This is a genomic window from Amycolatopsis sp. NBC_00345 (assembly GCF_036116635.1).
Classification (GTDB): Bacteria; Actinomycetota; Actinomycetes; order Mycobacteriales; family Pseudonocardiaceae; genus Amycolatopsis.
In genome coordinates this window covers 3,637,048-3,658,482 of sequence record NZ_CP107995.1, presented here as the reverse complement: position 1 = coordinate 3,658,482, position 21,435 = coordinate 3,637,048, and the positions used below count along the sequence as shown (strand labels likewise).

Annotated in this window: 14 protein-coding genes and 4 tRNA genes; 9 read left to right on the top strand and 9 right to left on the bottom strand. The window is 66.8% G+C overall.

What is annotated here, in order from left to right:
- The first annotated feature begins 15 nt into the window (after nucleotides 1-15).
- The 3 genes from OG943_RS16055 to OG943_RS16045 all read left to right on the top strand — a co-directional run bounded on the left by OG943_RS16055 (nucleotide 16) and on the right by OG943_RS16045 (nucleotide 1,266).
- A complete protein-coding gene (locus OG943_RS16055) occupies nucleotides 16-486 on the top strand; it encodes a hypothetical protein (protein ID WP_328610567.1) in 471 nt (156 codons plus the stop codon).
- 221 nt (nucleotides 487-707) lie between these two features.
- Nucleotides 708-848, top strand: coding sequence for a hypothetical protein (locus OG943_RS16050; RefSeq protein WP_328610566.1), 141 nt, complete (start codon nucleotides 708-710; stop codon nucleotides 846-848).
- A gap of 115 nt (nucleotides 849-963) precedes the next feature.
- Nucleotides 964-1,266: a hypothetical protein gene (locus OG943_RS16045; RefSeq protein WP_328610565.1), complete on the top strand. Its 303-nt coding sequence runs from the start codon at nucleotides 964-966 to the stop codon at nucleotides 1,264-1,266.
- Between the two features lie 133 nt (nucleotides 1,267-1,399).
- Here the strand turns inward: OG943_RS16045 and OG943_RS16040 are convergent, their stop codons facing one another.
- The 5 genes from OG943_RS16040 to OG943_RS16020 all read right to left on the bottom strand — a co-directional run bounded on the left by OG943_RS16040 (nucleotide 1,400) and on the right by OG943_RS16020 (nucleotide 10,903).
- The gene (locus OG943_RS16040) at nucleotides 1,400-2,497 is read right to left on the bottom strand and encodes a hypothetical protein (protein ID WP_328610564.1); all 1,098 of its coding nucleotides are present in this window, start codon (nucleotides 2,495-2,497) and stop codon (nucleotides 1,400-1,402) included.
- The gene (locus OG943_RS16035) at nucleotides 2,494-6,201 is read right to left on the bottom strand and encodes a phosphorylase family protein (protein ID WP_328610563.1); all 3,708 of its coding nucleotides are present in this window, start codon (nucleotides 6,199-6,201) and stop codon (nucleotides 2,494-2,496) included. Before OG943_RS16035 ends, OG943_RS16040 begins: the two co-directional genes overlap by 4 nt.
- Entirely contained in the window at nucleotides 6,198-6,959 is a 762-nt protein-coding gene (locus OG943_RS16030) for an NUDIX hydrolase (RefSeq protein ID WP_328610562.1), read from the bottom strand. The genes OG943_RS16035 and OG943_RS16030 overlap by 4 nt, the downstream gene beginning before the upstream one ends.
- Nucleotides 6,960-7,008: 49 nt before the next feature.
- Nucleotides 7,009-7,662: a hypothetical protein gene (locus tag OG943_RS16025; protein WP_328610561.1), complete on the bottom strand. Its 654-nt coding sequence runs from the start codon at nucleotides 7,660-7,662 to the stop codon at nucleotides 7,009-7,011.
- A 1,168-nt stretch (nucleotides 7,663-8,830) separates the two neighbouring features.
- Nucleotides 8,831-10,903 carry a PQQ-dependent sugar dehydrogenase gene (locus OG943_RS16020; protein WP_328610560.1) on the bottom strand — a complete coding sequence of 691 codons (2,073 nt, stop codon included), beginning with the start codon at nucleotides 10,901-10,903 and terminating at the stop codon, nucleotides 8,831-8,833.
- 293 nt (nucleotides 10,904-11,196) lie between these two features.
- On the opposite strand from OG943_RS16020, the gene OG943_RS16015 reads away from it, so the two are divergent.
- Nucleotides 11,197-13,881 (top strand): glycoside hydrolase family 2 TIM barrel-domain containing protein, encoded by a 2,685-nt coding sequence (locus OG943_RS16015; RefSeq protein ID WP_328610559.1) that lies wholly within the window; start codon nucleotides 11,197-11,199, stop codon nucleotides 13,879-13,881.
- A 319-nt stretch (nucleotides 13,882-14,200) separates the two neighbouring features.
- Here the strand turns inward: OG943_RS16015 and OG943_RS16010 are convergent.
- From OG943_RS16010 to OG943_RS15995, 4 genes are all read right to left on the bottom strand, one after another.
- A tRNA-Val gene (locus tag OG943_RS16010) sits at nucleotides 14,201-14,272 on the bottom strand.
- Between the two features lies 1 nt (nucleotide 14,273).
- Nucleotides 14,274-14,344 (bottom strand) — tRNA-Cys (locus tag OG943_RS16005).
- 23 nt (nucleotides 14,345-14,367) lie between these two features.
- Nucleotides 14,368-14,440, bottom strand: a tRNA-Gly gene (locus OG943_RS16000).
- Nucleotides 14,441-14,579: 139 nt separating this feature from the next.
- Nucleotides 14,580-15,005, bottom strand: coding sequence for an SsgA family sporulation/cell division regulator (locus OG943_RS15995; RefSeq protein WP_005159130.1), 426 nt, complete (start codon nucleotides 15,003-15,005; stop codon nucleotides 14,580-14,582).
- Between the two features lie 385 nt (nucleotides 15,006-15,390).
- Between OG943_RS15995 and OG943_RS15990 the strand changes: the two genes are divergently transcribed.
- The 5 genes from OG943_RS15990 (at nucleotide 15,391) to OG943_RS15970 (ending at nucleotide 21,402) form a co-directional block, all read left to right on the top strand.
- A tRNA-Val gene (locus OG943_RS15990) sits at nucleotides 15,391-15,462 on the top strand.
- Between the two features lie 907 nt (nucleotides 15,463-16,369).
- Entirely contained in the window at nucleotides 16,370-17,890 is a 1,521-nt protein-coding gene (locus tag OG943_RS15985) for a sugar transferase (RefSeq protein WP_328610558.1), read from the top strand.
- 167 nt (nucleotides 17,891-18,057) lie between these two features.
- A complete protein-coding gene (locus tag OG943_RS15980) occupies nucleotides 18,058-18,672 on the top strand; it encodes a malonic semialdehyde reductase (protein WP_328610557.1) in 615 nt (204 codons plus the stop codon).
- A gap of 199 nt (nucleotides 18,673-18,871) precedes the next feature.
- Nucleotides 18,872-20,857: a threonine--tRNA ligase gene (gene thrS, locus OG943_RS15975; protein ID WP_328610556.1), complete on the top strand. Its 1,986-nt coding sequence runs from the start codon at nucleotides 18,872-18,874 to the stop codon at nucleotides 20,855-20,857.
- Nucleotides 20,854-21,402, top strand: coding sequence for an HIT family protein (locus OG943_RS15970; RefSeq protein ID WP_328610555.1), 549 nt, complete (start codon nucleotides 20,854-20,856; stop codon nucleotides 21,400-21,402). The genes thrS and OG943_RS15970 overlap by 4 nt, the downstream gene beginning before the upstream one ends.
- Nucleotides 21,403-21,435: the final 33 nt, after the last annotated feature.

The following is a 21,435-nucleotide window of genomic DNA, read 5'->3' as shown; positions in this document are numbered from 1 at the left end:
GGGTGAGGTGGACGTGTGATCCAGAACATCGCCAGCGTCATCACGACGGTGAGCGTGTTCCTGGCGATGCTGTCGCTGCGGGCATCGCAGCAGCAACGTCGCCGTCAGTTCGAGACGCTCTACGTTCAACGCTACTGGGCGTTGATGGACAAGCTGTCGCTTGATGCGCTGCGTGGGGTGCCGATGCGGGACGTCGGTGAAGATGACGAGAGAGTGATGCGGGCGTACGTGCGGTTGTGCGAGGACCAGCTGGAACTTCGCGAGAAGGGCTGGATTGGTGACTCCACATGGCAGATCTGGGCCGAGGGGATGCGAGCTCAACTGCAGCGATGGCCGTTCGCCACTGTGTGGAAGGAGATGCAACAAGTGCCGGGTGAATTTCGTCTGCTGCGACTGCTGCTGGAGCGTGACGCCGTGTGGGACCCGTGCACGCTGTCTTGGGCCCGCCGCCGTCTTGCCGGTGTCACGGGACCACGCACGATCTGATGTGCGCGAGGGGCGATACCGCCGGATCGCAGCAATCGGGCGCGAACCGGACAGTGCCGGATGCAGGACACACCCGACAGATGAAGCTGCAGCGAAACGACCGGAGCGTGCCGCATCGCGTTCGACTTGACCTAGCGGAGCCAGCTGTCTGTGCGCGTGCAGTCGGCTCTGCAGGTGGTTGCTGACCTGCCAGAAGGATCCGGGACGGAAAGGCTTGTGCGATGAGAGCGAAGGACCGTGACACCGGAGAACTGTTATCTGAGAAGGGTTATCTGGCGCTGATGGGGCGGATGCCTGAAGTTTCCTTGCGCGAGGCGATGTTAGGTTTCGCGATCTTGTATCGGCTGACATGGAATGGCTGAACTCCCGCAAGAAGCGCTACCGGGTGCCCGCGGGTCGGGTACGAGTCGCGACGCTCATTGTGACGGCTGCTTCGACGGTCGTGCTCGGGATACCGCAGATCCCGGATCGTGCTTCATGGGCGCTGCCGCTTGTGCTGCGGTAGCGTTGCTGGGCGGCCTCGAAGCCTTCTGCAACTGGCGCTCGCGTCAGCTGTTGATGGAAGAGTCTCAGTGCCGCATGAACCGGGTACGCGACGACCTGGACTACTACCTCGTCACGACGCCGGCCATCGACCTCAAGCGAGAGAAACTGGACAGCTTCTATGCTGAACAGCAGGTCATCTGGGCCGAGGTGAGCCGCCAATGGGCCGAGTTCCGCAAGCTCGACTGCCCACCGCAAGTTGGGCAGGTACCTACGTCACGCGACCTGCAGCCCTGATCTTCAGACGATTCCTGCCCGCTCGGCGCAGTTCACGGTGGGCAGATTGCTCTGTACATGGGGAGAAGTGTTGCCTGACCCGGGGCACAGACACGGGTATCAGGTTGACACCGTGGTTCGCCGTTAGTAGTCCTCATCGAAACGCCTCACTCAGCCGATAGGCGAGGGAAATGGCCGAAGGCCAGCCAGCGTCGACGAAAGCGTGGAGTACCGACCGGATCGCCGTCAGCAGCTTGTCGTCAGCGATCACAGCTTCGCGGAACTCGGCCAGGTAGCGCTCTATGAATTTGGTCGTTTCGGCGGCTGCGACTGAGTCATACGTGTATTCATCGCCTGTGTCCACCGCTGTTGCTGCTGTGTGGAAGGCTTGAGACGGGTCGGCGGCGGCAAGATGGCTTAGTGCTTCGATCAAGAAGTGTGTGATCGAGGGATGCTTGAACTGAGCAATCCCATCCAACACGGCGAGGGCTCTCGCGGCAAATTCGCGATCTTCGGTGGGATGGCCGCCGCTCCTTAGAACCGCTTCGGAGGCGAAGTTGATGTTGCGGGAAATGAGGTCTGCCGTGGCAAAGATTCTGTCCAGTTGATCTGGGGAGTCAGCTGCTGAATGGCGAAGTTGAGCCAATGCAGCGGTCGCAGCTTCCAGCATGTCGAATGCACGTGCGCGCTCCGTGGCTTGTCCAGATGGCAGTTCAGTCCATGCGCGCAGATTGCCGACAGCGTGCTGGGCGGCCGCCGTCGCGATGGGATCGGAGAGCCAGGTTCTGACCAGTTCTTGGGCGGCGGGCGTCTGATGTCGGATGGCGAGCACCAAGGCGAGTGAGGTGATGATGTCGAGTGGTTCGAGGTGATCCGAATTGGATTGGGTCTCGTTGAGCAGCAGCGTCCAAGGTTCCTGTTTCACGAGGCTTGCTAGGACAACATCGACCTCCTCGGGCCGATCTGAGCCGCAGTCCCAAAGCTCCCAGAGGAGGACAGTGGCGACAAGAGACTGCTTTTCGACGAGAAGACGGTCGCGCACGAGCCCAAACCCAGCTTCTGGTTCGATGGAAAGCCGCCGCGCCACCTGAGCGACGTGGAGCCGGATGACGTCGTCGGCATCGTCGGCCTTGTCCCGGAGAATCTCACGGATCGAGTCCGCGTGCTGCGACGACTGCCAGGCGGGTTGACACCAAAGGGTTGCCAGCGTGTTGATAGCTGTACGCTTAGGGGTTGGTGTCCAGGACATCATGACTTGGGACCTTCCTCGTCCGGTTCGTTGTCCGGGCCAGCTGCGGAGAGCAGTAGGGGAACGATCAATTTGGCCAAGTCGGAGTCCGGCTCCGGTGGTTCTGCGCGGACTAGAGCTTCGATGGCTCGGAAGATCATTTCAGCGCCTGGCAGGCGGTGGCCGGGGCCGCCTATTCCGACGGCAAGCGCCTGCCGGAGTGCCTGCTCGAGAGCTGTCTTCTGATCCGGAGACGGGGTGGTAGGCAGCGTGTCGACCAGGTTTCGGAGCGTATCGAGCGCCTCACGTTGCTGGAGGTCACTGAGTTCGGCGTCCTGTTTCCCAAGGTAATCCTGCAAGGTGAGGGGGTCGATGCTCGTAACGGGCCCGTGAGGTTGGGGGATGGGGGGTGGTCCGTCGGCTTCGGCCTGCAGACGTGTTCGCTCGGCGAGTGCGGAATCTTGGATCTTGTCGATGTCGAGGCAACCGCACAGCTGGTCCAAGAAGTGTTCCGTTACTTCGTCCGACGGGTGTCGAAAATGGGTAGGGCCAGTCAGGATGGCTTGTTCAAGATCGTGCTCCTCGGCTGTGGAGATCGAGGGACCGACTGCCCGGATCAACTTGCCGGCGGCGGCACGGGTCTGCGAGTGCGCGATCAGTCCTCCGCTCTTCAACACGGGCAGGAATGCGTGCCCCAAGTCGGCGGGGCTCTCCGCGGCGGTGGCCAGCAGTGCCTGCCAGGCCTCGGGGTGCCGGATCCGACGGACCAGGTCGTCGACGAGTGCGTCGAGGTCGGCATCTCCGGTGGATACTTCGAGCAAGGCAGTGACGAACGCGGTGAGGATGCCTTTCGCGGCGCCGTGGCCCGGGCCGTATTGGAGCCAGGAGCCGTAGCGGTCGACTTGGCCCTGGGCGGCCCGCACGGAGATCATATAGCCGCCGACTTCCGTGGTCAGCTCATCGGAGTCCGGGCGGAGGGCCTCGGCAAGGACTTCGATGGAGCGCGCGATGTCCGCGGCGGAAATGAATGCGGCCATTTTCCGCCCGATCTCGTACTTCGCCGTCTCGAGGTCCTGCCGCCGAGTCGTGGTCATCGTCACTATGCCCTGGATCAAAGGACTGACGTCGTCGCTGTCGTCGCTCCATCGAAGTACTTGCACGAGCAAGTCACGGGCCAGGTCAGGGTCTGCGGCGGCGATCGCGTCGACGGCCTCCACATAGTGGTAGAGATAGCGAGGTGACCAGAGCTCCATGATCTCCGGCTCAAGTGTCGCTTTGAGGAGATGGTTGTGTGAGGGCTCGATCGCGATCACACGGGGGAGAAATCTCGCCGCTGCGGTGGCGAGCCGTTCACGTTCGGCCGGTTCCTCGAGCGCTACGGACATCAAGTTGGCCACGCATTCCGCCCACACGTAAGCCGCTACTGTCCCGGGATGCATCGTCGATAGTTTGTCGATCTGCTTCAGTAGGCGAAACGTCTGGTTCACCAGTGCGATCTCGAAGTTGATTGGCACCTGTGCGGTGGCGCTGGCAAGCACCTTGGTCCACAACCCGACCTTGCTGCCGGCGCGTTCACGAGCTGCTTCGTCCTCTGCGTCCAGAACACCTGCGATCCACCCGATGATCGTCGAGAACGTCACAGTGTCGCTGTGCGAGAGGTCTATGAGCCATCGCAGGTCATCGTCTGCTGAGGCCTCGGAAACGAGAATCCGCACCGCGGCGACCCCTGCGAGGCTGTCGCCATGTCGCGCCAGCGCTGCGATCGTGGCTGCGAAGGTGGAGCGGTCTTGATCGACGTGCCAGAGATCAGCCAGGTGCAGGTCGATGCTCGGTCGTGCCACAATCACGAGATTGGGATCATCTTGCAGCCGTGCTACCAGCTGTGATTCGTCATCGACGGCGAAGATGAGCGCGGCGACGCTGTAGTCGAAGAGGATGTGGTGTGAGTAGGCGAGGAACGGTGACCCGCTGGCTTTCAGACGGCCCGGAAGCTCATGGAGTACTCCGTCCTGGACGAGAGCGGTTCTCGCATCGAGGAGTGCATGGGGTACGCAGCGGCCGCTCGCGCCGAGAGTTCGCCGTTCCAGCATCGTCCCGCTGAGACATTCCAGCGCCCGCAGGCGTGCCTCGCTGTCAGTGTCCTGGGTTACGCGGACACGCCAGTACCCCTGCAATAGCTCGAGCTGGTCGCGTGCCTCGGCCAGCGAAGCCTGGCTGACTCCGGCGATCAGCAGTTCACAGGCGAGCCGGAGGTTGAAGGGGTTGCGAATGAGGTCGAGCATGTGCTCGCTCGCGCTGGAGGTCAGTTGCGCGACACTGGCATGCTTACCTGCGAGCGCGGTGAGCTCATCGGGCGAGATGTTCCCGAGCAGGAAGTGGCGGACGCCCCTAAGCGTTTCGTCGACGTGCTCCCGCTGATCCGAGACCGGTGGTCCGGAGAATACGTCGGTCCATACCGGACTGTGGCGGAGGTCGAACTGCCGCATCGTCGCGATCACTTGCCATCGCGAACCGACGAGTCCGTGGATCAGCCTGACCAGCCAGGGGAGAGGACCACCTCGGGAGGCGTCCAACCCGTCGATGAACAAGGTGGCGTGTGATTCGCCGACCCATTCGCGGAGTACGGCGAGTAACGACTGGCTCAGCTGAACGTCATCGCGAATCGAGCCTGCTTCCGACCCGATGCTATCGACGGTCAGAAGGACGACGTCATCGCCACGGTCGATCATCTTGTGGGCCAGTTGGTTCAGCAAACCTGTCTTGCCGCAACCCGGTTCGCCGGTCAGGACGAAGGTGTCGGCTGTTGCGAGCAATGCGGGGAGCTCCGCGCGATCGATGGCGGAACCCTCGGCCGCTCCCGGCAACGTCGTGTGGGTGGCGAGGGCGCGGAGGTTCGATTCTGTGACCTCGCGTAGCGCCTTACAGTCTTTGTCTCGGGCCCGCTCGCGTTCAGTGCCGGTCTTTGGCACCCGACTCAGCAGTTCGAGGGCGAACGCGGCGGCGTGCCGGGAGGCGATCGGCTGCCATTCGCGATCAGCTTCCCCGGTCTTATCGCTGAGCAGATCGGAAACACCGCGTACGACCAGTGCGACAACATCGCTGTTCAGATGAGCGCCGTAGAGGAAGCCGTGCCCCTCCATCTCGACAGCGACGGCATCGCCGCAGTGCTCACGTAGAAAGTCTGCAGTGGCCGACCGCTGGTCGGCGACGACCTTGCTGCCGGCCGCGATCGGCCTGACCAGCGCTGTCGGCAGGGGTGTAGGCGTAGCAGGCAAGATCCGGTGCTGCCAGGCGTCGTCCCGGGCGATTTGGTTTGCGCGTTCGACGAGCTGGTAGGTACTCGGGTAGGTCTTGATACGTGGCCTATATCCGGTTGCGGTGTCCTTACCGGACTCGTAGCCGTAGACAGTGTCGGCCGCAACGACGTCCCCGAGCTTGAGATCTTTGATGCCCCCCGCCACACCGACGAAGAACACGATCTGCGGGCGGAACGCGCCGATAGCGCGGTCGAGCTGGACGCCGGCCTCGGTGTTGCCAGCGTTGGTCTGGGTCAGTACCACGGTCCAGGAGCCGCGATCGGTGGGGAAGGCGCCAACTTGGTAGAGGGTGCCCCGTTCCTGGCGTTCGTCGAGCGGCTCGACCAGGTGCTCGCGTACGGCTCGGTACTCGTCGGCCACGGCGGTGCAAATGACCACCGTGCCCAGCGCAGTGTCGTGAGCGGTGTTCATCGGCGATTCGGCGCCTTTCCTGCTCTGCGTGATGGGGCATGGGTGTCATGCGGCTCGTCGGCCACCGAGTCGCGCAAAAGGGCCGGGTGCAGTCGAATCCCGGTTCCGGCGCGGTAGAGCTTGGCCGGGCGTCCTCCGGTCCCTTCCGCTCGGGTCCCTGTCGGCACGAGGAATCCGGGTGAGCTGGTGACCTTGCGGTGAAAATTCGACGGATCGAGCTCGACGCCCCAGACGATCTCATACACCTCGCGTAGCTGAGCAATAGTGAACTCCTGAGGGCAGAACTTCGTTGCGAGAGTCGTGTCAGACAGCTGGCTGCGGGCGTACTCGACTGCGTCGACGAGTAATTTGTGGTGATCGAACGCGAGCTGGTCCGGATCGGAGATAATGTTCTTAACGGGTACCCAATGCGCGGCTTTGGCGTCCCCGCCGGCAACGGGCAATGGGAGATCAGGCATCAGCGCTACATAGCTCACGGACACGACACGCCCGCGTGGATCACGATCAGGTGCTCCGTAACTTCTCAGCTGGCGAATGGCCAGATCAGCTCCGTTCAATCCGGTCTCCTCGGCGAGTTCACGGTGTGCGGCCTGGTCGAGGTCCTCGCCGTCTTCCAGGAAGCCGCCGGGTAGGGCGACGCGGTCCTGAAAGGGAGGGTTGGCTCGCGTGACCACGAGGACTTGAAGGCTGCGCTCCCGAACGGTCAGCACTGTCAGGTCGACCGCGACAGCACTGCGGGGGATGTCCCACTTGTTCACGAGCTGCACCCTACGGACTTATGGTCCAACGGACAAGAATTCTAGGGAGCTAGGTTCTTGCCTGTTGAGCGTAGTCATGCGGGCTTGTGGGAGTCGGTGTGGCGCCAACGTGGTGGCCTCGATAGGTAGGCGATTGGAGGAACTCGTGAAGTTTGAACTCGGCGTTCGCGCGAACTTCTCGGCATTGCTCAGCCGGAAAGCCGAGCTGTCTCGCCGCAGCGGTCAAGCTTAAGCCCTCAATTCTGGTTCTCCCGATCAGCTCAGCTTCGGCGCGGGTCAGGATGTGGTAGCCGATGGCCTCGGCGAGAACGAGGTCGATGTGTCCCCGGCGAGCCACGATCGGCACTACGCAGAATGCTGTAGTCTTAGCGCAGTAGGCGGACGGATGCTGGAACGCACTCATTGCTCGGTCGTATGCGACTCGCTTGAGGTGAGGGACCAAGCGTCGCATTGAAGGATCGACCACTCGCAGCGCCTCTATGAAGCCGAGCATGACCTCCGATTCGATTTCGGCGGGATCCCCGCCGCGTTCAACGACGACGCGGCGTGCCGTCGCCGCGAGGCTAGGAGCGAGTAGACCCGCAGCGATAATCTGCCAGGTTTCCGTGTCCGTCTGAGCTAGCCGGACCAGTTCGGCCCAGATTGCGTCCTTGACTGCGTGGTCTGTCGCTCGGCTGCCGATAAGATCGACGACTTCGTCCAATGAGAGTACTTGTTGAGGAAGATCTGGGGATAAGGCCCAACCGTCAAGGGTGACCGGTGAGTGCTCGACCAACAGTCGGAAGGCGTGTCGGACCACGGCCACCGCTGTGGGTGTGACCCTGTCTGCAGTCATGGCGCTCCTCGTTTTTTGCAATCGAACGTCCACCTGGACTAAATTAGGGTGACTTATGGTCACAATGACAAGCGGGCTAGGTCTGTAGAGGTTAGCGTTCTGAATCGTTCAGGTCAAGTTGACAAGAACTTCGATGGGGCCACCTCGGGACAGTGCGCCGGAGGTGGTCGTCGGCGGGGCACCGTCTGGCCACTCGGCGGGCGTGGATGGGGTGCGCCTGTGGCGGCATCCGGGCGAAAGGGTGTGTGGGGCCTTTTAGCTGTTGCGGCTGGGGCGAGAGGTCGGCGCGGGTGGCCTGGCGACGCAGGAAGCGATGCCGCCGATTCATCTTTGTTCGGTTTCGGCAACGTCTTGGCCTTGGCGCTGCGGCTGGGTGTGCCAGCCTGAGCCGCTGATCGCTGGGGATGGCGGGAGGGCGTTGTTCGACGCGGTGCTGCAGGAACTCGCGGCCGTGTCGCCCCCAGCGCAGCCGGTGCGCGAGGTGTTGAGTCTGATGCCACGAGCCCGGGTGGCTGCCTCAGCGGGCAACTCTGCTGATGGCCTTGAGCTCGATGGGTTTGACACCGGGTTGCGGGAGCGCCCGGCATGAGGATCGTTGTCATCGAGAGCGGTATCAGCGTCCGATTTCGGCGGAGAGTCTCCGGCAAGCTCTGGGGGCGGCGGGATGCAGGGGTTTGACGGGTGAGGGGTGACTCGTGACGACGGCCCTGGCAATCAGGCGGTTCGAACTGCGCGGACGACGTCCGGCAAATGCGTGCTGCGAAACGTACGCGCCCCTGAGTTCACCCCGGATGGGACCGACCCGACGCGGCCGACACTGACCGGCTCCTTCGGCTGTCTTCGAAGCCGAGGAAATAAAGGTGTTGCTCAGCTCTCGCGGCCGGCGGCCGGACGCGTACGGTTCGTCGCAGGGCGGCGCCGAGCAGGACGGTGACCACTGCACGCACCTCGAGGGCACCCGCGAGCCGGCGGGAACACCGGAACGCCGCGAGAGGTGGTCCCAGCTTGCGGGGTTCCGGCGACCGTTGAGGACCGGCTACCCTCCCAGCGCGACGTGGAAGATCTTTTCGTCACTGTTGTCGGGGATGCTGTCCTTGTCGCCGTTGTTGGACGTCGTCAGCCACAGGCCGCCGTCGGGTGCGGGTTCCACGGTGCGCAGCCGCCCGTAGGTGCCGTTGAAGTAGGCCTGGACGTCGGTCAGGTCGCTGCCGCTGATCACCTCGCGGTACATCCGGGTGCCGCGTTCGCAGGCGACGTAGAGCACGTCGCGGACGATGGTGACGCCGGAGCAGGAGCCGTCCGCGGTGGGGTAGGTGCGCTTGGGGGCGATGAAGCCTGCGGTGCCGCACGTTCCGGAGGTGCCTTCACAGGACGGCCAGCCGTAGTTGCCGCCCTTGGTGATCAGGTTGGTCTCGTCCATGATCGCGTTGCCGAACTCCTGCTCCCACAGCCGGCCCTGGGAGTCGAACGCCAGGCCCTGCGGGTTGCGGTGGCCGTAGCTCCACACGGCGTTGCCGAACGGGTTGTCCGAGGGCACGCTGCCGTCCGGGTTCAGCCGCAGGATCTTGCCGTTGAGGCTGGCCTTGTTCTGCGCGTTGTCCCCGTTCTGGGCGTCGCCGGCGCTGGCGTAGAGCTTGCCGTCGGGGCCGAAGCGCAGCCGGCCGCCGTTGTGGAACTTGTTGCGCAGCAACCCGCTGAGCAGAACTTGTTCCGACGCCGTGTCGAGCTTGTCGTTCGCCAGTTTGATCCGCACGATCCGGTTGTCGGACGGCGAGGTATGCATGATGTAGAGCCAGTGGTCGCCGGCGAAACCGGTCGAGACGGCCAGGCCGAGCAGGCCGCCTTCGCCGTCGGTGTCATCGACGCCGGGGACCGTGCCGACGGTGGTCTTGGCCCCGGTGGCGGGGTTCAGATGGACGATGTCGTGGGCGTCGCGCCGGGTGTAGAGGATCGTGCCGTCCGGCAGGGTCACCAGACCCCACGGGATGTCGGTGTCGGTGGCGATCTGCGTCACCGCGCACACGGAGGCGCCGCAGGCCGCGCCGGTGGTCACGGTCGTGGACGCGCTGGGCGCCGAGACGTTCGCCTGGGCGTCCCGCGCGACGATGTAGTACGAGTAGCTCGTGTTCGGCGCCAGTCCACTGTCGACGAAGGTGGTCGCGGGCGGCGCGGTGGCGGTCCCGGTGACAGTGCCGGCCTTGGCGCCGCCGCGGTAGACGTCGTAGGCCCGGACGCCGATGTTGTCCGTGGCCGCGGTCCAGGTCAGGGTCACCGTCGTGCCGGATGCGCTGCCGGCCGGGTTTGCGGGAGCGGTCGGCGCCTGGGTGTCGGGCTGGCACGGCGGCGGGGTGATCGGCACCGTGGCGCTGGCCTGCGAGACGTTGCCCGCGGCGTCGCGGGCGTTGACGTACAGGCCCCAGGGCACGCCGCCGACCACGGTGAGGCTCGTCGACAGGGTGCTCCCGCTCACCGACTTCATCAGCTGGCCGTCGTGGTAGACGTCGTAGAACGCGACGCCCACGTTGTCGGTGGACGCGTTCCACGCGAAGGTGACGGCGTCGCAGACCAGGCCGCTCACCCGCGGGTTGCCCGGCACGCTCGGCGGCTGGGTGTCGGCGCCGAGGCCGGTCCGCCACTTCTGGTTGCCCTGCCCGTCGCAGGTCCACAACCCGACCAGGGTGCTGTTCGCGGTGCCCGCCGCGGTGACGTCGAGGCAGAGGCCCGACTGCACGCCGGTGATGGTGCCGTCGGTGTTGACCCGCCAGCGCTGGTTGGCGCCTCCGTTGCAGGTGTAGACCTGGACGTCGGCCGGGGCGGTGATGCTCTGGCCGGCGACGTCCAGGCACATCGTGGCGTCGTACACCCGCAGTTCACCCGCGGACGTGAACGTCCACGCCTGGTTGGCTTGCCCGTTGCAGTCGTAGATGTTGACGCGCGTCTTCGGCGCGGTGTTGTCGCCGACGACGTCCAGGCACCGTCCGGAGGCCACGCCGACCACGGTCGAGCCGGCGGCCGCGGTGGCGACGGGCACCACTACCGCCGTCGCGGCCGTGACCACCACTGTCAGGACCAGCAGCCGAAACCGCCGCCAGGAGTCCGAGGAGAACATTCCTCTACCTTTCAAGGGGATTGGCCAGAGGCAACGCGGGGAATGCGGCACCACTGTCGTGGGCGCGCGACCGGACGTCAAGACTTGTCCGGCTGCTTGTCCGCTCGCGTACTCCCTGGGCTTGTATCGTATGTCATATATTAGATCCAGGATCGGGGGGCTTCGTGGAGATCAATCGCCGCACGACATTGACGATCGGCACAGTAGGCGTTGCCACCGCGGGGTTGTCCGCCCTCGGGGTCCCTTCGGCGGGTAGGGCCGACGCGGCTCCGCCCGGTCCGGTAACCGAGACGATGCTCCTCACCGGCAGCGACGCCGACCACACCGTCGACTGGGACTTCCAGGTCACGGCCGGCCGGCGCGCGGGGGAGCGGGCCACGATCCCGACGCCGTCGAACTGGGAGTGCCACGGCTTCGGCAGTTATCACTACGGCGGGGATCTCGTCCCCGCGGAGAAGGGCGACTACCGGCATTCGTTCACGCCGCCGGCGTCCTGGGCCGGCCGCCGGATCTTCCTGGCGTTCGAGGCCGCCATGACCGACGCCGACGTGCGGGTCAACGGCGTCTCGGCGGGGCCGGTCCACCAGGGCGGCTTCTACCGCTTCCGCTACGACGTGACGGCCTTGCTGCGGCTCGGCGAGCCGAACCTGCTCGAGGCGACCGTCAGCAAGGAGTCAGCCGACAACTCGGTGAACGACGCCGAGCGCCGCGGCGACTTCTGGAACTTCGGCGGCCTCTTCCGGCCGGTGTCACTGCAGGCGTACCCGGCCGCCCGGATCGACCACGTCGCGATCGACGCCCGCGCGGACGGGACCTTCGCCGCCCACGTCAGGCTCGCCGGGGTGACCTCGGCGGCCCGGCTGACCGCGCAGCTGCGCCGCCTCGACGGCACGGCCGTCGGCGGGGCCTTTTCGGTTGCCGTCGCGAGCGGAGCGACGAGCGCGACGCTGACCACCACCGCGGACCGGCCGCCGCTGTGGACGGCCGAAACGCCGAACCTCCATCAGGTTGAGCTGACCCTCGCGAGGGCTGCCGGCGTGCCGTTGCACAGCACCGTCGAGCGCTTCGGCTTCCGCACGATCGAGGTCCGGGCCGGTGACGGCGTCTACGTCAACGGGAACCGGATCGTCCTCAAAGGAGCGAGCCGGCACACGTTCTGGCCGACGTCCGGCCGGGCGTCCAGTCCTCGCCTCGCCCGGCTCGACATCGGGCTGATGAAGGACATGAACATGAACGCCGTCCGGATGTCGCACTACCCGCCGGACGCGTTCTTCCTCGACCTCTGCGACGAGCTCGGGCTCTACGTCCTGGACGAGCTGACCGGCTGGCAGCACCACTACGACGAGGGCGTCGGCGCCCCGCTGGTCAAGGCCCTGGTGGAGCGCGACGTCAACCACCCGTCGATCCTGTTCTGGGACAACGGCAACGAAGGCGGCTGGAACACCGCGCTGGACGACGACTTCGGGCAGTACGACCCGCAGCGGCGGGCGGTGCTGCACCCGTGGACGACGTTCGGCGGCGTCGACACGAGTCACTACCAGACCTACAGCAGCACCGCGAGCAAGGCCGCCGCGGGCACGGTCTTCATGCCGACCGAGTTCCTGCACGGCCTCTACGACGGCGGCGCCGGGGCGGGCCTGAACGACTACTGGAAGCTCATGGGCGGCACCCAGCGCTCGGCGGGCGGGTTCATCTGGGCGCTCATCGACGAAAGCGTCGCGCGGGACGACCGCGGCGGCGCCCTCGACACCAACGGCAGCCGCGCCCCCGACGGGATTCTCGGCCCGTACCGGGAGAAGGAAGGCAGCTTCTTCACGATCAAGGACATCTGGTCGCCGGTCCAGCTGGCCAGTCCCGCCTACTACGACTCGGTTTTCCCGGCGTCGTTCGACAAGACGGTGAAACTCGTCAACCGGTACGACTTCACGAACCTCCGTGAGTGCCGGTTCGCCTGGCAGCTGCTGGCCTTCCCCGCGCCCGGCGCGGGCACCGGCCACCAGGTCCTGTCCCAGGGCCGGGCCGAGGCGCCGGACGTCGCACCGGGAGCCACCGGCGCGGTCACGCTCGGCCTGCCCGCCGGCTGGACCGCCGCCGACGCGCTGCGGTTGAGCGTGACCGACTCGACCGGCCGGGACGTCACCGCCTGGACGTGGCGCGTCCGCAAGGCGCCCGACTTCGCCGCGCGCCTGGTCAAGCCGGCGACCACCGGCAGTGTCACCGCGGCCGAGACCGCCGCCGACGTCACGCTCGTCGCCGGCGCCACCCGGGTCACCATCGCCAAGGCCGACGGACGGCTGATCGGCGTGCGCCGCGGCAGCACTCCGGTGTCGCTGGCCAACGGTCCCGCCCCGGCCGGCGGGGCGGCCACCCTCACCGCGTTCAGCCACTTCCACGACGGCACCGGCTGGGTCGTGCAATGCGACTACAGCGGCGATCTGACGTCCGTGCGCTGGCGCCTGGACGCCAACGGCTGGCTGCGGCTGGAGTACCGCTACCGCGCCACCGGCGATCACGACCACCTCGGCGTGAACTTCGACTACCCCGAGGCGAACGTCCGGGGCCTCACCTGGCTCGGGGACGGGCCGTACCGTGTCTACAAAAACCGGCTTCGCGGCGTGCAGCCGGACGTCTGGGGCAAGCCGTACAACAACACCGCGACCGGGGCGAGCGGGTTCGCCTACCCGGAGTTCAAGGGCTACCACGCCCGGACCTGCTGGGCGGTGCTGGACACCACCGAAGGCGCGGTCACGATGGTCGCCGCGGAAGAGGGCCTGTTCCTGCGGCTGTTCACCCCGGCGGTGGGACCTGACCCGCAGAACGCGGTCGTCACCTACCCGGCCGGCAACCTCTCCCTGCTCGACGGCATCGCGCCGATGGGCAACAAGTTCCACGGCGTCGCGTCGCTGGGCCCGGAGAGCCGCCCGAACGCGGGCGCCGGCGACTACCACCGAACGGTGTATTTCCGCTTCGACGCGTGAGCGAAGCACCGCGGAACAACCCGGCGGGCCTCTCATGGTGGAAAGGCCGTCCCGCCGGCACGAAGTCCGGGTACCGCCGACGATTGCGTGGCGTTGAGGCTCCGCACGGCAACTACTGGGCCGCACGCTGATCTGGAACGAAGCGCACCTTCGGCACGCACAGGGCCGAGCTGGGGGAGTGGTTCCCGCACCTGCGTGACGCGACGAGTCAGCGCCACCTCGATGCCGCCCCGCGGTCATCGCCTTCCATTGCCCTCGAACGATTGAAGCCCCGCCCCTCCGAAGAGGGACAGGGCTTCTGACCTGCATTTCTCTACTGTGCGCGATACTGGGATTGAACCAGTGACCTCTTCCGTGTCAGGGAAGCGCTCTCCCGCTGAGCTAATCGCGCGAGGTGGAGACGGGATTCGAACCCGTGTACACGGCTTTGCAGGCCGTTGCCTCGCCTCTCGGCCACTCCACCGTGTAAGGCTCGAGAGCCCACCGAGCGGACGACGGGATTCGAACCCGCGACCCTCACCTTGGCAAGGTGATGCGCTACCAGCTGCGCTACGTCCGCACTCTCCTCGGTTCCGGTTGTCCGGTTCAGGGCCTTTCGGCTCTGTTCCTGACCCCGTCGCCGTGGTGTGAGAGAACCATATCGGACCTCGAAAACTGTCCCGTCACCGGGGGGTCACCTTCCCGTCGCAAGGCTGTGATCAGGCGAGATCGTTCGGGATGAGGTGGGTCAGGGCGTCATCGACGTCGACCCACAGGTGTTCGTTGCCCGGGAGGACGACGTCGTAGGTCCGGTCGAGGAAGTCGGCCAGTTCTTGGGCCGACGCTTCGAACATGGCGTGACCCGAAGGAGAGTTGAGTTCGATGAGGACGGACTCGGGGTCCTCGACCGAGGGGCGGATGCGCACGTCGCCGTCACCCGCGTCGGCCAGGAGGCCGTCGGCGAGGAGGTCGCGTGCGTAGACCCATTCGACCCAGCCGGCGCGGCCGGTGCGGAAGGCGGCGACGACCGCGTACGGGTCGCGAGTGTCGTAGCGCAGCTCGACCTTCACCGGAACCGCCGGGGTTCGCGGCGCCAGCAGGTCGAAGACCGCCGTCGAGCGGAGCGTCACGTGATCGTTGCGCATCGTCCTACCCTTCGTCTCCCTTCCCGGCCCGGACGACCGAGGACGACGATGAGACGCACGAGGCCGCCGATCCGATCGCGGGTTCTCCTGAGATCACCCGTCCGGGGGCAGGCAGCCCTGCTTGTCCGTCGTCGCCCGCGCCGCGCAGCCCTACGCGCGCGCCCACTGGGCGGCCACCCGTACATACTGCGCGGTTCAGCCGTCGCGCGATAGCACCGTCGCACGGATGTCGAACCGGGTCGCGAGCACCCCTGTCGTGCCACAACCCTGGCTAGCTCGGGGTTGTTCGTTCCGTATCCGCTGGTAGACGGAGTGTGGTCGCGGTGAACCACCCGTTTGCAGGCCCCCGAAAGTCGTGTTGTAGAGTTCTTCTCAACACCGCAAGGGGCGATTAGCTCAGGGGGAGAGCGCTTCGTTCACACCGAAGAGGTCACTGGTTCGATCCCAGTATCGCCCACTGCCACTCAAGGCCCCGGACCACCTGGTCCGGGGCCTTGAGTGTTTTCCGGGGTCCGCCGGGGCCGGCTGGGCCGATCCGGTGATCTCCCCAGGTCGGGCCGCAGGTCCATTCGGCGGGGTGCCCCGAGGCGGGGTTACGGGCCGGTAACAAGAGCCGGGGACCCGGTCTGCGAGAGGGGTCCGCGGGGGTGTGCGGACGCTCGACATTTCCGGCGCGATGGGCGTCGATTTCGTAGTTATCGGCCCCCGGAATCGCACCGGATGTGATCCTGACCACTTTTTCGATCATGTTGAGGTTCAGACCACCCGAACGGCCGTACGGGGCAGCGCTGGACCGCGGGCGCGAGGTGGCCGAAGTGGTAAGCGGAGTGTTTCCTTCCGTGCTCGCCGGGGCCGGACGGCGGCACTGAGGCGGCCCTGGAGCGGGGGAGTGACGGCGGCCTCCAGGTTTGACGAAAACCCGCACTCGTGACACGCCGACGGTGAATGTCACCCGGCGGGCGGCCGGATTCCAGGGGCTCGCACGAGGGGCCGTTCAATCCACAGTGGACCACTGCGCCGTCGTATGTCCACTGTAGAACTCGCGGTCCCGATCGGCCGTTCGGGCGACCCTTGCGCCGAGGCCTGACGGCGGTGGAATTTTGACTACATTCCGTAGTTGTGAGTGGGATACGCCTTATTACGCATCGTCATCGTCCCGTTATCAACACGGCATTCATTTGCGGGGAAGACGCCAAGGTTGTGGCTGGAAATCCTTGTAACGATGCCCAGAGAGTGACCGATACCTTGGCGTGTGTCACTCCTGCGGTGGCTGAATCGGGTGGGGATAGCGGTCACTCTCCGCGATCATCCGTCTTAACTCAGCGTGTCGCCGGTGGTCCTCGAACCCTGCTCCGGGAGGTCTGATGGAAGAGTCGGTGCGGCCCTCGTCCACGGTCAGTGAACCGCCGCCGCACATCGACCTCCGCGCGATCCCGGGGCCATCGCCGGCGCCCGTCGCGGAATCCGTCGAGCCGGCCACGTCGAAAACGCACCCGGCGGCCTGGGAGAAGCGGTACCGGACCTGGGTGATCGCCAGCGACGTGATCGCCGCGTTCGTGGTGATCGGCGTGAGCGCGTTTGTCATCGGCCGCGTGGCGCCCCAGGACATGCACGCATTCGGCACGGCGCTGGCGGTGCTCTGCTCGCTGCCGGTCAGCCGGGCCTGGAGCCAGCGCGTGCTGGGCGAAGGACCCGAGGAGTACCGGACGCTCGGGCGCGGCCTCATCACCGCCGCCGTCCTGGTGGCGCTCGGCGGGCTGCTCTTCAGGGCCCTCGACGTGCAGCCGTGGGTCTTCATCGTCGTCCCGGTGATCGCGCTTTTCGCCTTCCCCCAACGGTATCTGCTCCGTCAGGTGCTGCACCGCCGACGCAGGCGCGGGCTCTGCCTGCTGCCGGTGATGGCGGCGGGCAGCCCCGCGACGGTGGCCGACCTGATCGCGCGCACGAAGTCCGAGGCGCACGTCGGCTGGCGGGTCGAGGCGGTCTGCACGTTCACCGGCACCGGCGCCGACCGCGACAGCGGGGAAGTCGACGGCGTCCCGGTGGTCGGACGGCTCGAAGAGCTGTCCCGCCACGTGCGCCGCGGCGGCTACCGCGTCGTCGCCATCACCGGCGACCAGTACTGGACGCCGCAGCGGTTGCAGCGCCTTGCCTGGGACCTGGAGGGCACGTCGGCGGAGATGGTCGTGGCGCCGGTGCTGATGGAGGTGGCCGGGCCGCGGCTGAACGTCACCGGGGTGCTCGGCATGCCGCTGCTGCGGGTCACCGCGCCGGTGTTCACCGGCGGACACCGCTTCGTGAAGGAAATCGTCGACCGCTGCGGCGCGGCCTTCCTGCTGACGCTGTTCTCCCCGCTGCTGCTGGTGATCGCGCTGGCCGTGAAGCTGGGTGACCGCGGGCCCGTCGTCTACCAGCAGCGCCGCATCGGCAAGGACGGCGAGAGCTTCACCATGCTGAAGTTCCGCACCATGGTCCCGGACGCCGACCGGATCCGGCAGCAGCTGGAGCGGGACAACGAAGGCGCCGGCCCGCTGTTCAAGATGAAGCGCGACCCCCGCGTCACCCGGGTGGGCGGCCTGCTGCGCCGGTACTCGCTGGACGAGCTGCCGCAGCTGTTCAACGTCCTGGGCGGGCGCATGTCGCTCGTCGGGCCCCGGCCGCCGCTGCCGGAGGAGACGAAGAAGTACGCGCCGGACGCGCGCCGCCGCCTGCTCGTGAAGCCGGGGCTGACCGGGCTGTGGCAGGTCTCCGGCCGCAGCGACCTCACCTGGGCCGAGAGCATCCGGCTCGACCTGCGCTACGTGGAGGACTGGTCGCTGGCGCTCGACCTGGTGATCCTCTGGAAGACCTTCCGCGCCGTCGTCGCCGGGCAGGGCGCCTACTGAGCCGCGCCGCGAAGCCCTTCCCACGGCCGCCGACCTCCGGGTCGGCGGCCGTTTTCCGGGTGTGGGCAAGCACTGTGAGCCACGACATGGTCATCATCGGAAATAGTCAAACGCTCAACGAGGTTGGACGCGGGGAAGGTGTAAAGCACGGGAAGGAACCACGACCGATGACCACATTCGCTGACCCCGCCAAGGACCTCCAGCTGCCCGCCGAGGTCCAGGACCTCCTGTTCCGCGAGGCGCGCACGGCCAACAGCTTCAGCGACGAGCCGGTGACCGACGAGCAGGTCCGCGCGATCTACGACCTCGTCAAGTGGGCCCCGACCTCCATGAACACCCAGCCGCTGCGCGCGCTGGTGATCCGTACCGAGGAGGCGCGCGGCCGCCTGCTGCCGTACATGGCCGAGGGTAACCGCGCCAAGACCGCGAGCGCGCCGCTGACCGTGGTCCTCGCCGCCGACGTGGACTTCCACGAGAACATCCCGCAGGTGTTCCCGCACAACCCCGGCGTGAAGGACATCTTCTCCGACGAGTCCGGCCGGGTGGAGTTCTCGAAGCTGAACTCGCTGCTGCAGGTCGGCTACTTCATCATCGGCGTCCGCGCCGCGGGCCTGGCCGCCGGCCCGATGACCGGGTTCGACGCCGCCGGTGTCGACAAGGAGTTCTTCGGCGGGAACAACTGGCGCTCGCTGGTCGTGGTGAACGTCGGCAAGCCCGGCGAGAACCCGTGGTTCGACCGCCTGCCGCGGCTCGACTTCGAGCAGGTCGTCGAGACCCTCTGAACCACCGCCCGGCCCGTGGAGGCCGCCTCGCTCCGGCGAGGCGGCCTCCACTGCGTTTTGCGCCGACGCCTGTCAGGCCGCCGGAGGCCGACGGCTAGCATCGACGAAAGTCATCCTCGTCACGCTGGAAAACCCCCGCCCGAGAAGGAGCACGATCGTGTCGCATCCGCCGTCAGCCGCCTCAGTACCCGCCCCGCGCGTGGTGGTACCGGCGGGCACTACGGCGGGAGCCGCGGTCCGCGAAGCGGGCCTGCCGACCAAGGGCCCGGACACCGTCGTGGTGGTCCGCGACGTGGACGGCAAACTGCGCGACCTCGCCTGGATCCCGGACGCCGACGCCCAGGTGGAGGCGGTCGCCGCCAGCACCGACGACGGCCGCAGCGTGATCCGCCACTCGGCCGCGCACGTGCTCGCCCAGGCCGTGCAGCAGGAGTTCCCGGACGCGAAGCTCGGCATCGGGCCGCCGGTGCGGGACGGTTTCTACTACGACTTCGCGGTCGACAGGCCGTTCACGCCGGAGGACCTGCAGGCGCTCGAGAAGCGGATGAAGCAGATCGTCAAGGGCGCCCAGCAGTTCTCGCGCCGGGTCTTCGACTCGGTCGACGAGGCGAAGAAGGAGCTGGCCGACGAGCCGTTCAAGCTCGAGCTGGTCGACCTCAAGTCCGAAGTGGACACCAGCGAGGTGATGGAGGTCGGCGGCGGCGAGCTGACCATCTACGACAACCTCGACCCGCGCACCAAGGAGCGCGTGTGGAGTGACCTCTGCCGCGGCCCGCACGTGCCCACCACCAAGTTCATCCCCGCGTTCAAGCTGACCCGGGTGGCCGCCGCGTACTGGCGCGGCAGCGAGAAGAACCCGCAGCTGCAGCGGATCTACGGCACGGCGTGGGAGTCGGGCGAGGCGCAGGACGCCTACCTGGAGCGGATCGCCGAGGCCGAGCGCCGCGACCACCGCCGCCTCGGCGCCGAGCTGGACCTGTTCTCCTTCCCGGAGGAGATCGGCTCGGGCCTGCCGGTGTTCCACCCCAAGGGCGGCATCATCCGCCGGGAGCTGGAGACCTACTCGCGCCGCCGCCACGAGGAGGCCGGCTACGAGTTCGTGAACACCCCGCACATCAGCAAGGGCGAGCTGTTCCACACCTCGGGCCACCTGCCGTACTACGCGGACACCATGTTCCCGCCGGTCAAGTTCGACGACGAGGACTACTACCTCAAGGCCATGAACTGCCCGATGCACAACCTGATCTACCGCTCGCGCGGCCGGTCCTACCGGGAGCTGCCGCTGCGGCTGTTCGAGTTCGGCACGGTGTACCGGTACGAGAAGTCGGGTGTGGTGCACGGCCTCACCCGTGTGCGCGGCCTGACGATGGACGACTCGCACATCTACTGCACCAAGGAGCAGATGCCGGGCGAGCTGCGGTCGCTGCTCAAGTTCGTGCTCGACCTGCTGGCCGACTACGGCCTCTCGGACTTCTACCTCGAGCTGTCCACCCGCGGCGACTCGGAGAAGTTCATCGGCGAGGACTGGGAGTGGGAGGAGGCCACCGAGACGCTGCGGCAGGCCGCCGTCGACTCCGGCCTCGAGCTGGTGCCGGACCCGGGCGGCGCGGCGTTCTACGGCCCGAAGATCTCCGTGCAGGCCAAGGACGCGATCGGCCGCACCTGGCAGATGTCCACGATCCAGCTGGACTTCAACCAGAACAAGCGGTTCGAGCTGGAGTACACCGCCCCGGACGGCTCGCGCCAGCGGCCGGTGATGATCCACCGCGCGCTGTTCGGCTCGATCGAGCGGTTCTTCGGCGTGCTGACCGAGCACTACGCGGGCGCGTTCCCGGCGTGGCTCTCGCCGGTGCAGGTGGTCGGCATCCCGATCACCGCCGATCAGGTCGAGTTCCTCCAGGGCGTGGAGAAGGCGTTGCGCGCCAAGGGGATCCGCGTGGAGATCGACGCGAGCGACGACCGGATGCAGAAGAAGATCCGCACGCACACCACGCAGAAGGTGCCGTTCATGCTGCTGGCCGGCGCCAAGGACGCGGAGGCCGGCGCGGTGTCGTTCCGGTTCCGCGACGGCGGCCAGATCAACGGCGTCGCGGTGGACACCGCCGTCGAGGCGATCGCCGAATGGGTGACCCGCCGCGAGAACGCCTCGCCGAGCACTGACGCCGTGGAGGCGATCCTGCGGTGAGCGGCCCGGACGGCCCGGAGCTCGTCGAGCAGGACGGGGCAGGGGTCCCGGACGCGCTGCAGCGCCTGTGGACCCCGCACCGGATGGCCTACATCAAGGGCCAGGACAAGCCGGATGACGACGAGGCGGACGGCTGCCCGTTCTGCCGCATCCCGGGCCTCGACGACGAGACGGGGCTGGTGCTGGCGCGCGGCGAAACGGTGTACGCGCTGCTGAACCTGTACCCGTACAACCCCGGTCACCTGATGGTGGTGCCGTACCGGCACGTGGCGGACTACACGGAGCTGACCGTCGACGAGACCCGTGAGCTGGCCGAGTTCACCCAGCACGCCATGCGCGTGGTGCGCGTGGTCTCGGCGGCGCACGGGTTCAACATCGGCATGAACCAGGGCGTGATCGCCGGCGCGGGCATCGCGGCGCACCTGCACCAGCACGTGGTGCCGCGGTGGGGCGGGGACGCGAACTTCATGCCGGTGATCGGGCACACGAAGGTGCTTCCGCAGCTGCTGGGCGAGACCCGGAAGCTGCTCGCCGACGCCTGGTGACCTCCCGCTCGGCTCAAAGGCCTTGACGGACTC

Coding starts and splice junctions, on each gene's coding strand:
- OG943_RS16050 (WP_328610566.1), top strand. CDS start 708: ATGAGAGCGAAGGACCGTGACACCGGAGAACTGTTATCTGAGAAGGGT.
- OG943_RS16045 (WP_328610565.1), top strand. CDS start 964: ATGGGCGCTGCCGCTTGTGCTGCGGTAGCGTTGCTGGGCGGCCTCGAA.
- OG943_RS16040 (WP_328610564.1), bottom strand. CDS start 2,497: ATGATGTCCTGGACACCAACCCCTAAGCGTACAGCTATCAACACGCTG.
- OG943_RS16035 (WP_328610563.1), bottom strand. CDS start 6,201: ATGAACACCGCTCACGACACTGCGCTGGGCACGGTGGTCATTTGCACC.
- OG943_RS16020 (WP_328610560.1), bottom strand. CDS start 10,903: ATGTTCTCCTCGGACTCCTGGCGGCGGTTTCGGCTGCTGGTCCTGACA.
- OG943_RS16015 (WP_328610559.1), top strand. CDS start 11,197: ATGCTCCTCACCGGCAGCGACGCCGACCACACCGTCGACTGGGACTTC.
- OG943_RS15995 (WP_005159130.1), bottom strand. CDS start 15,005: ATGCGCAACGATCACGTGACGCTCCGCTCGACGGCGGTCTTCGACCTG.
- OG943_RS15985 (WP_328610558.1), top strand. CDS start 16,370: ATGGAAGAGTCGGTGCGGCCCTCGTCCACGGTCAGTGAACCGCCGCCG.
- OG943_RS15980 (WP_328610557.1), top strand. CDS start 18,058: ATGACCACATTCGCTGACCCCGCCAAGGACCTCCAGCTGCCCGCCGAG.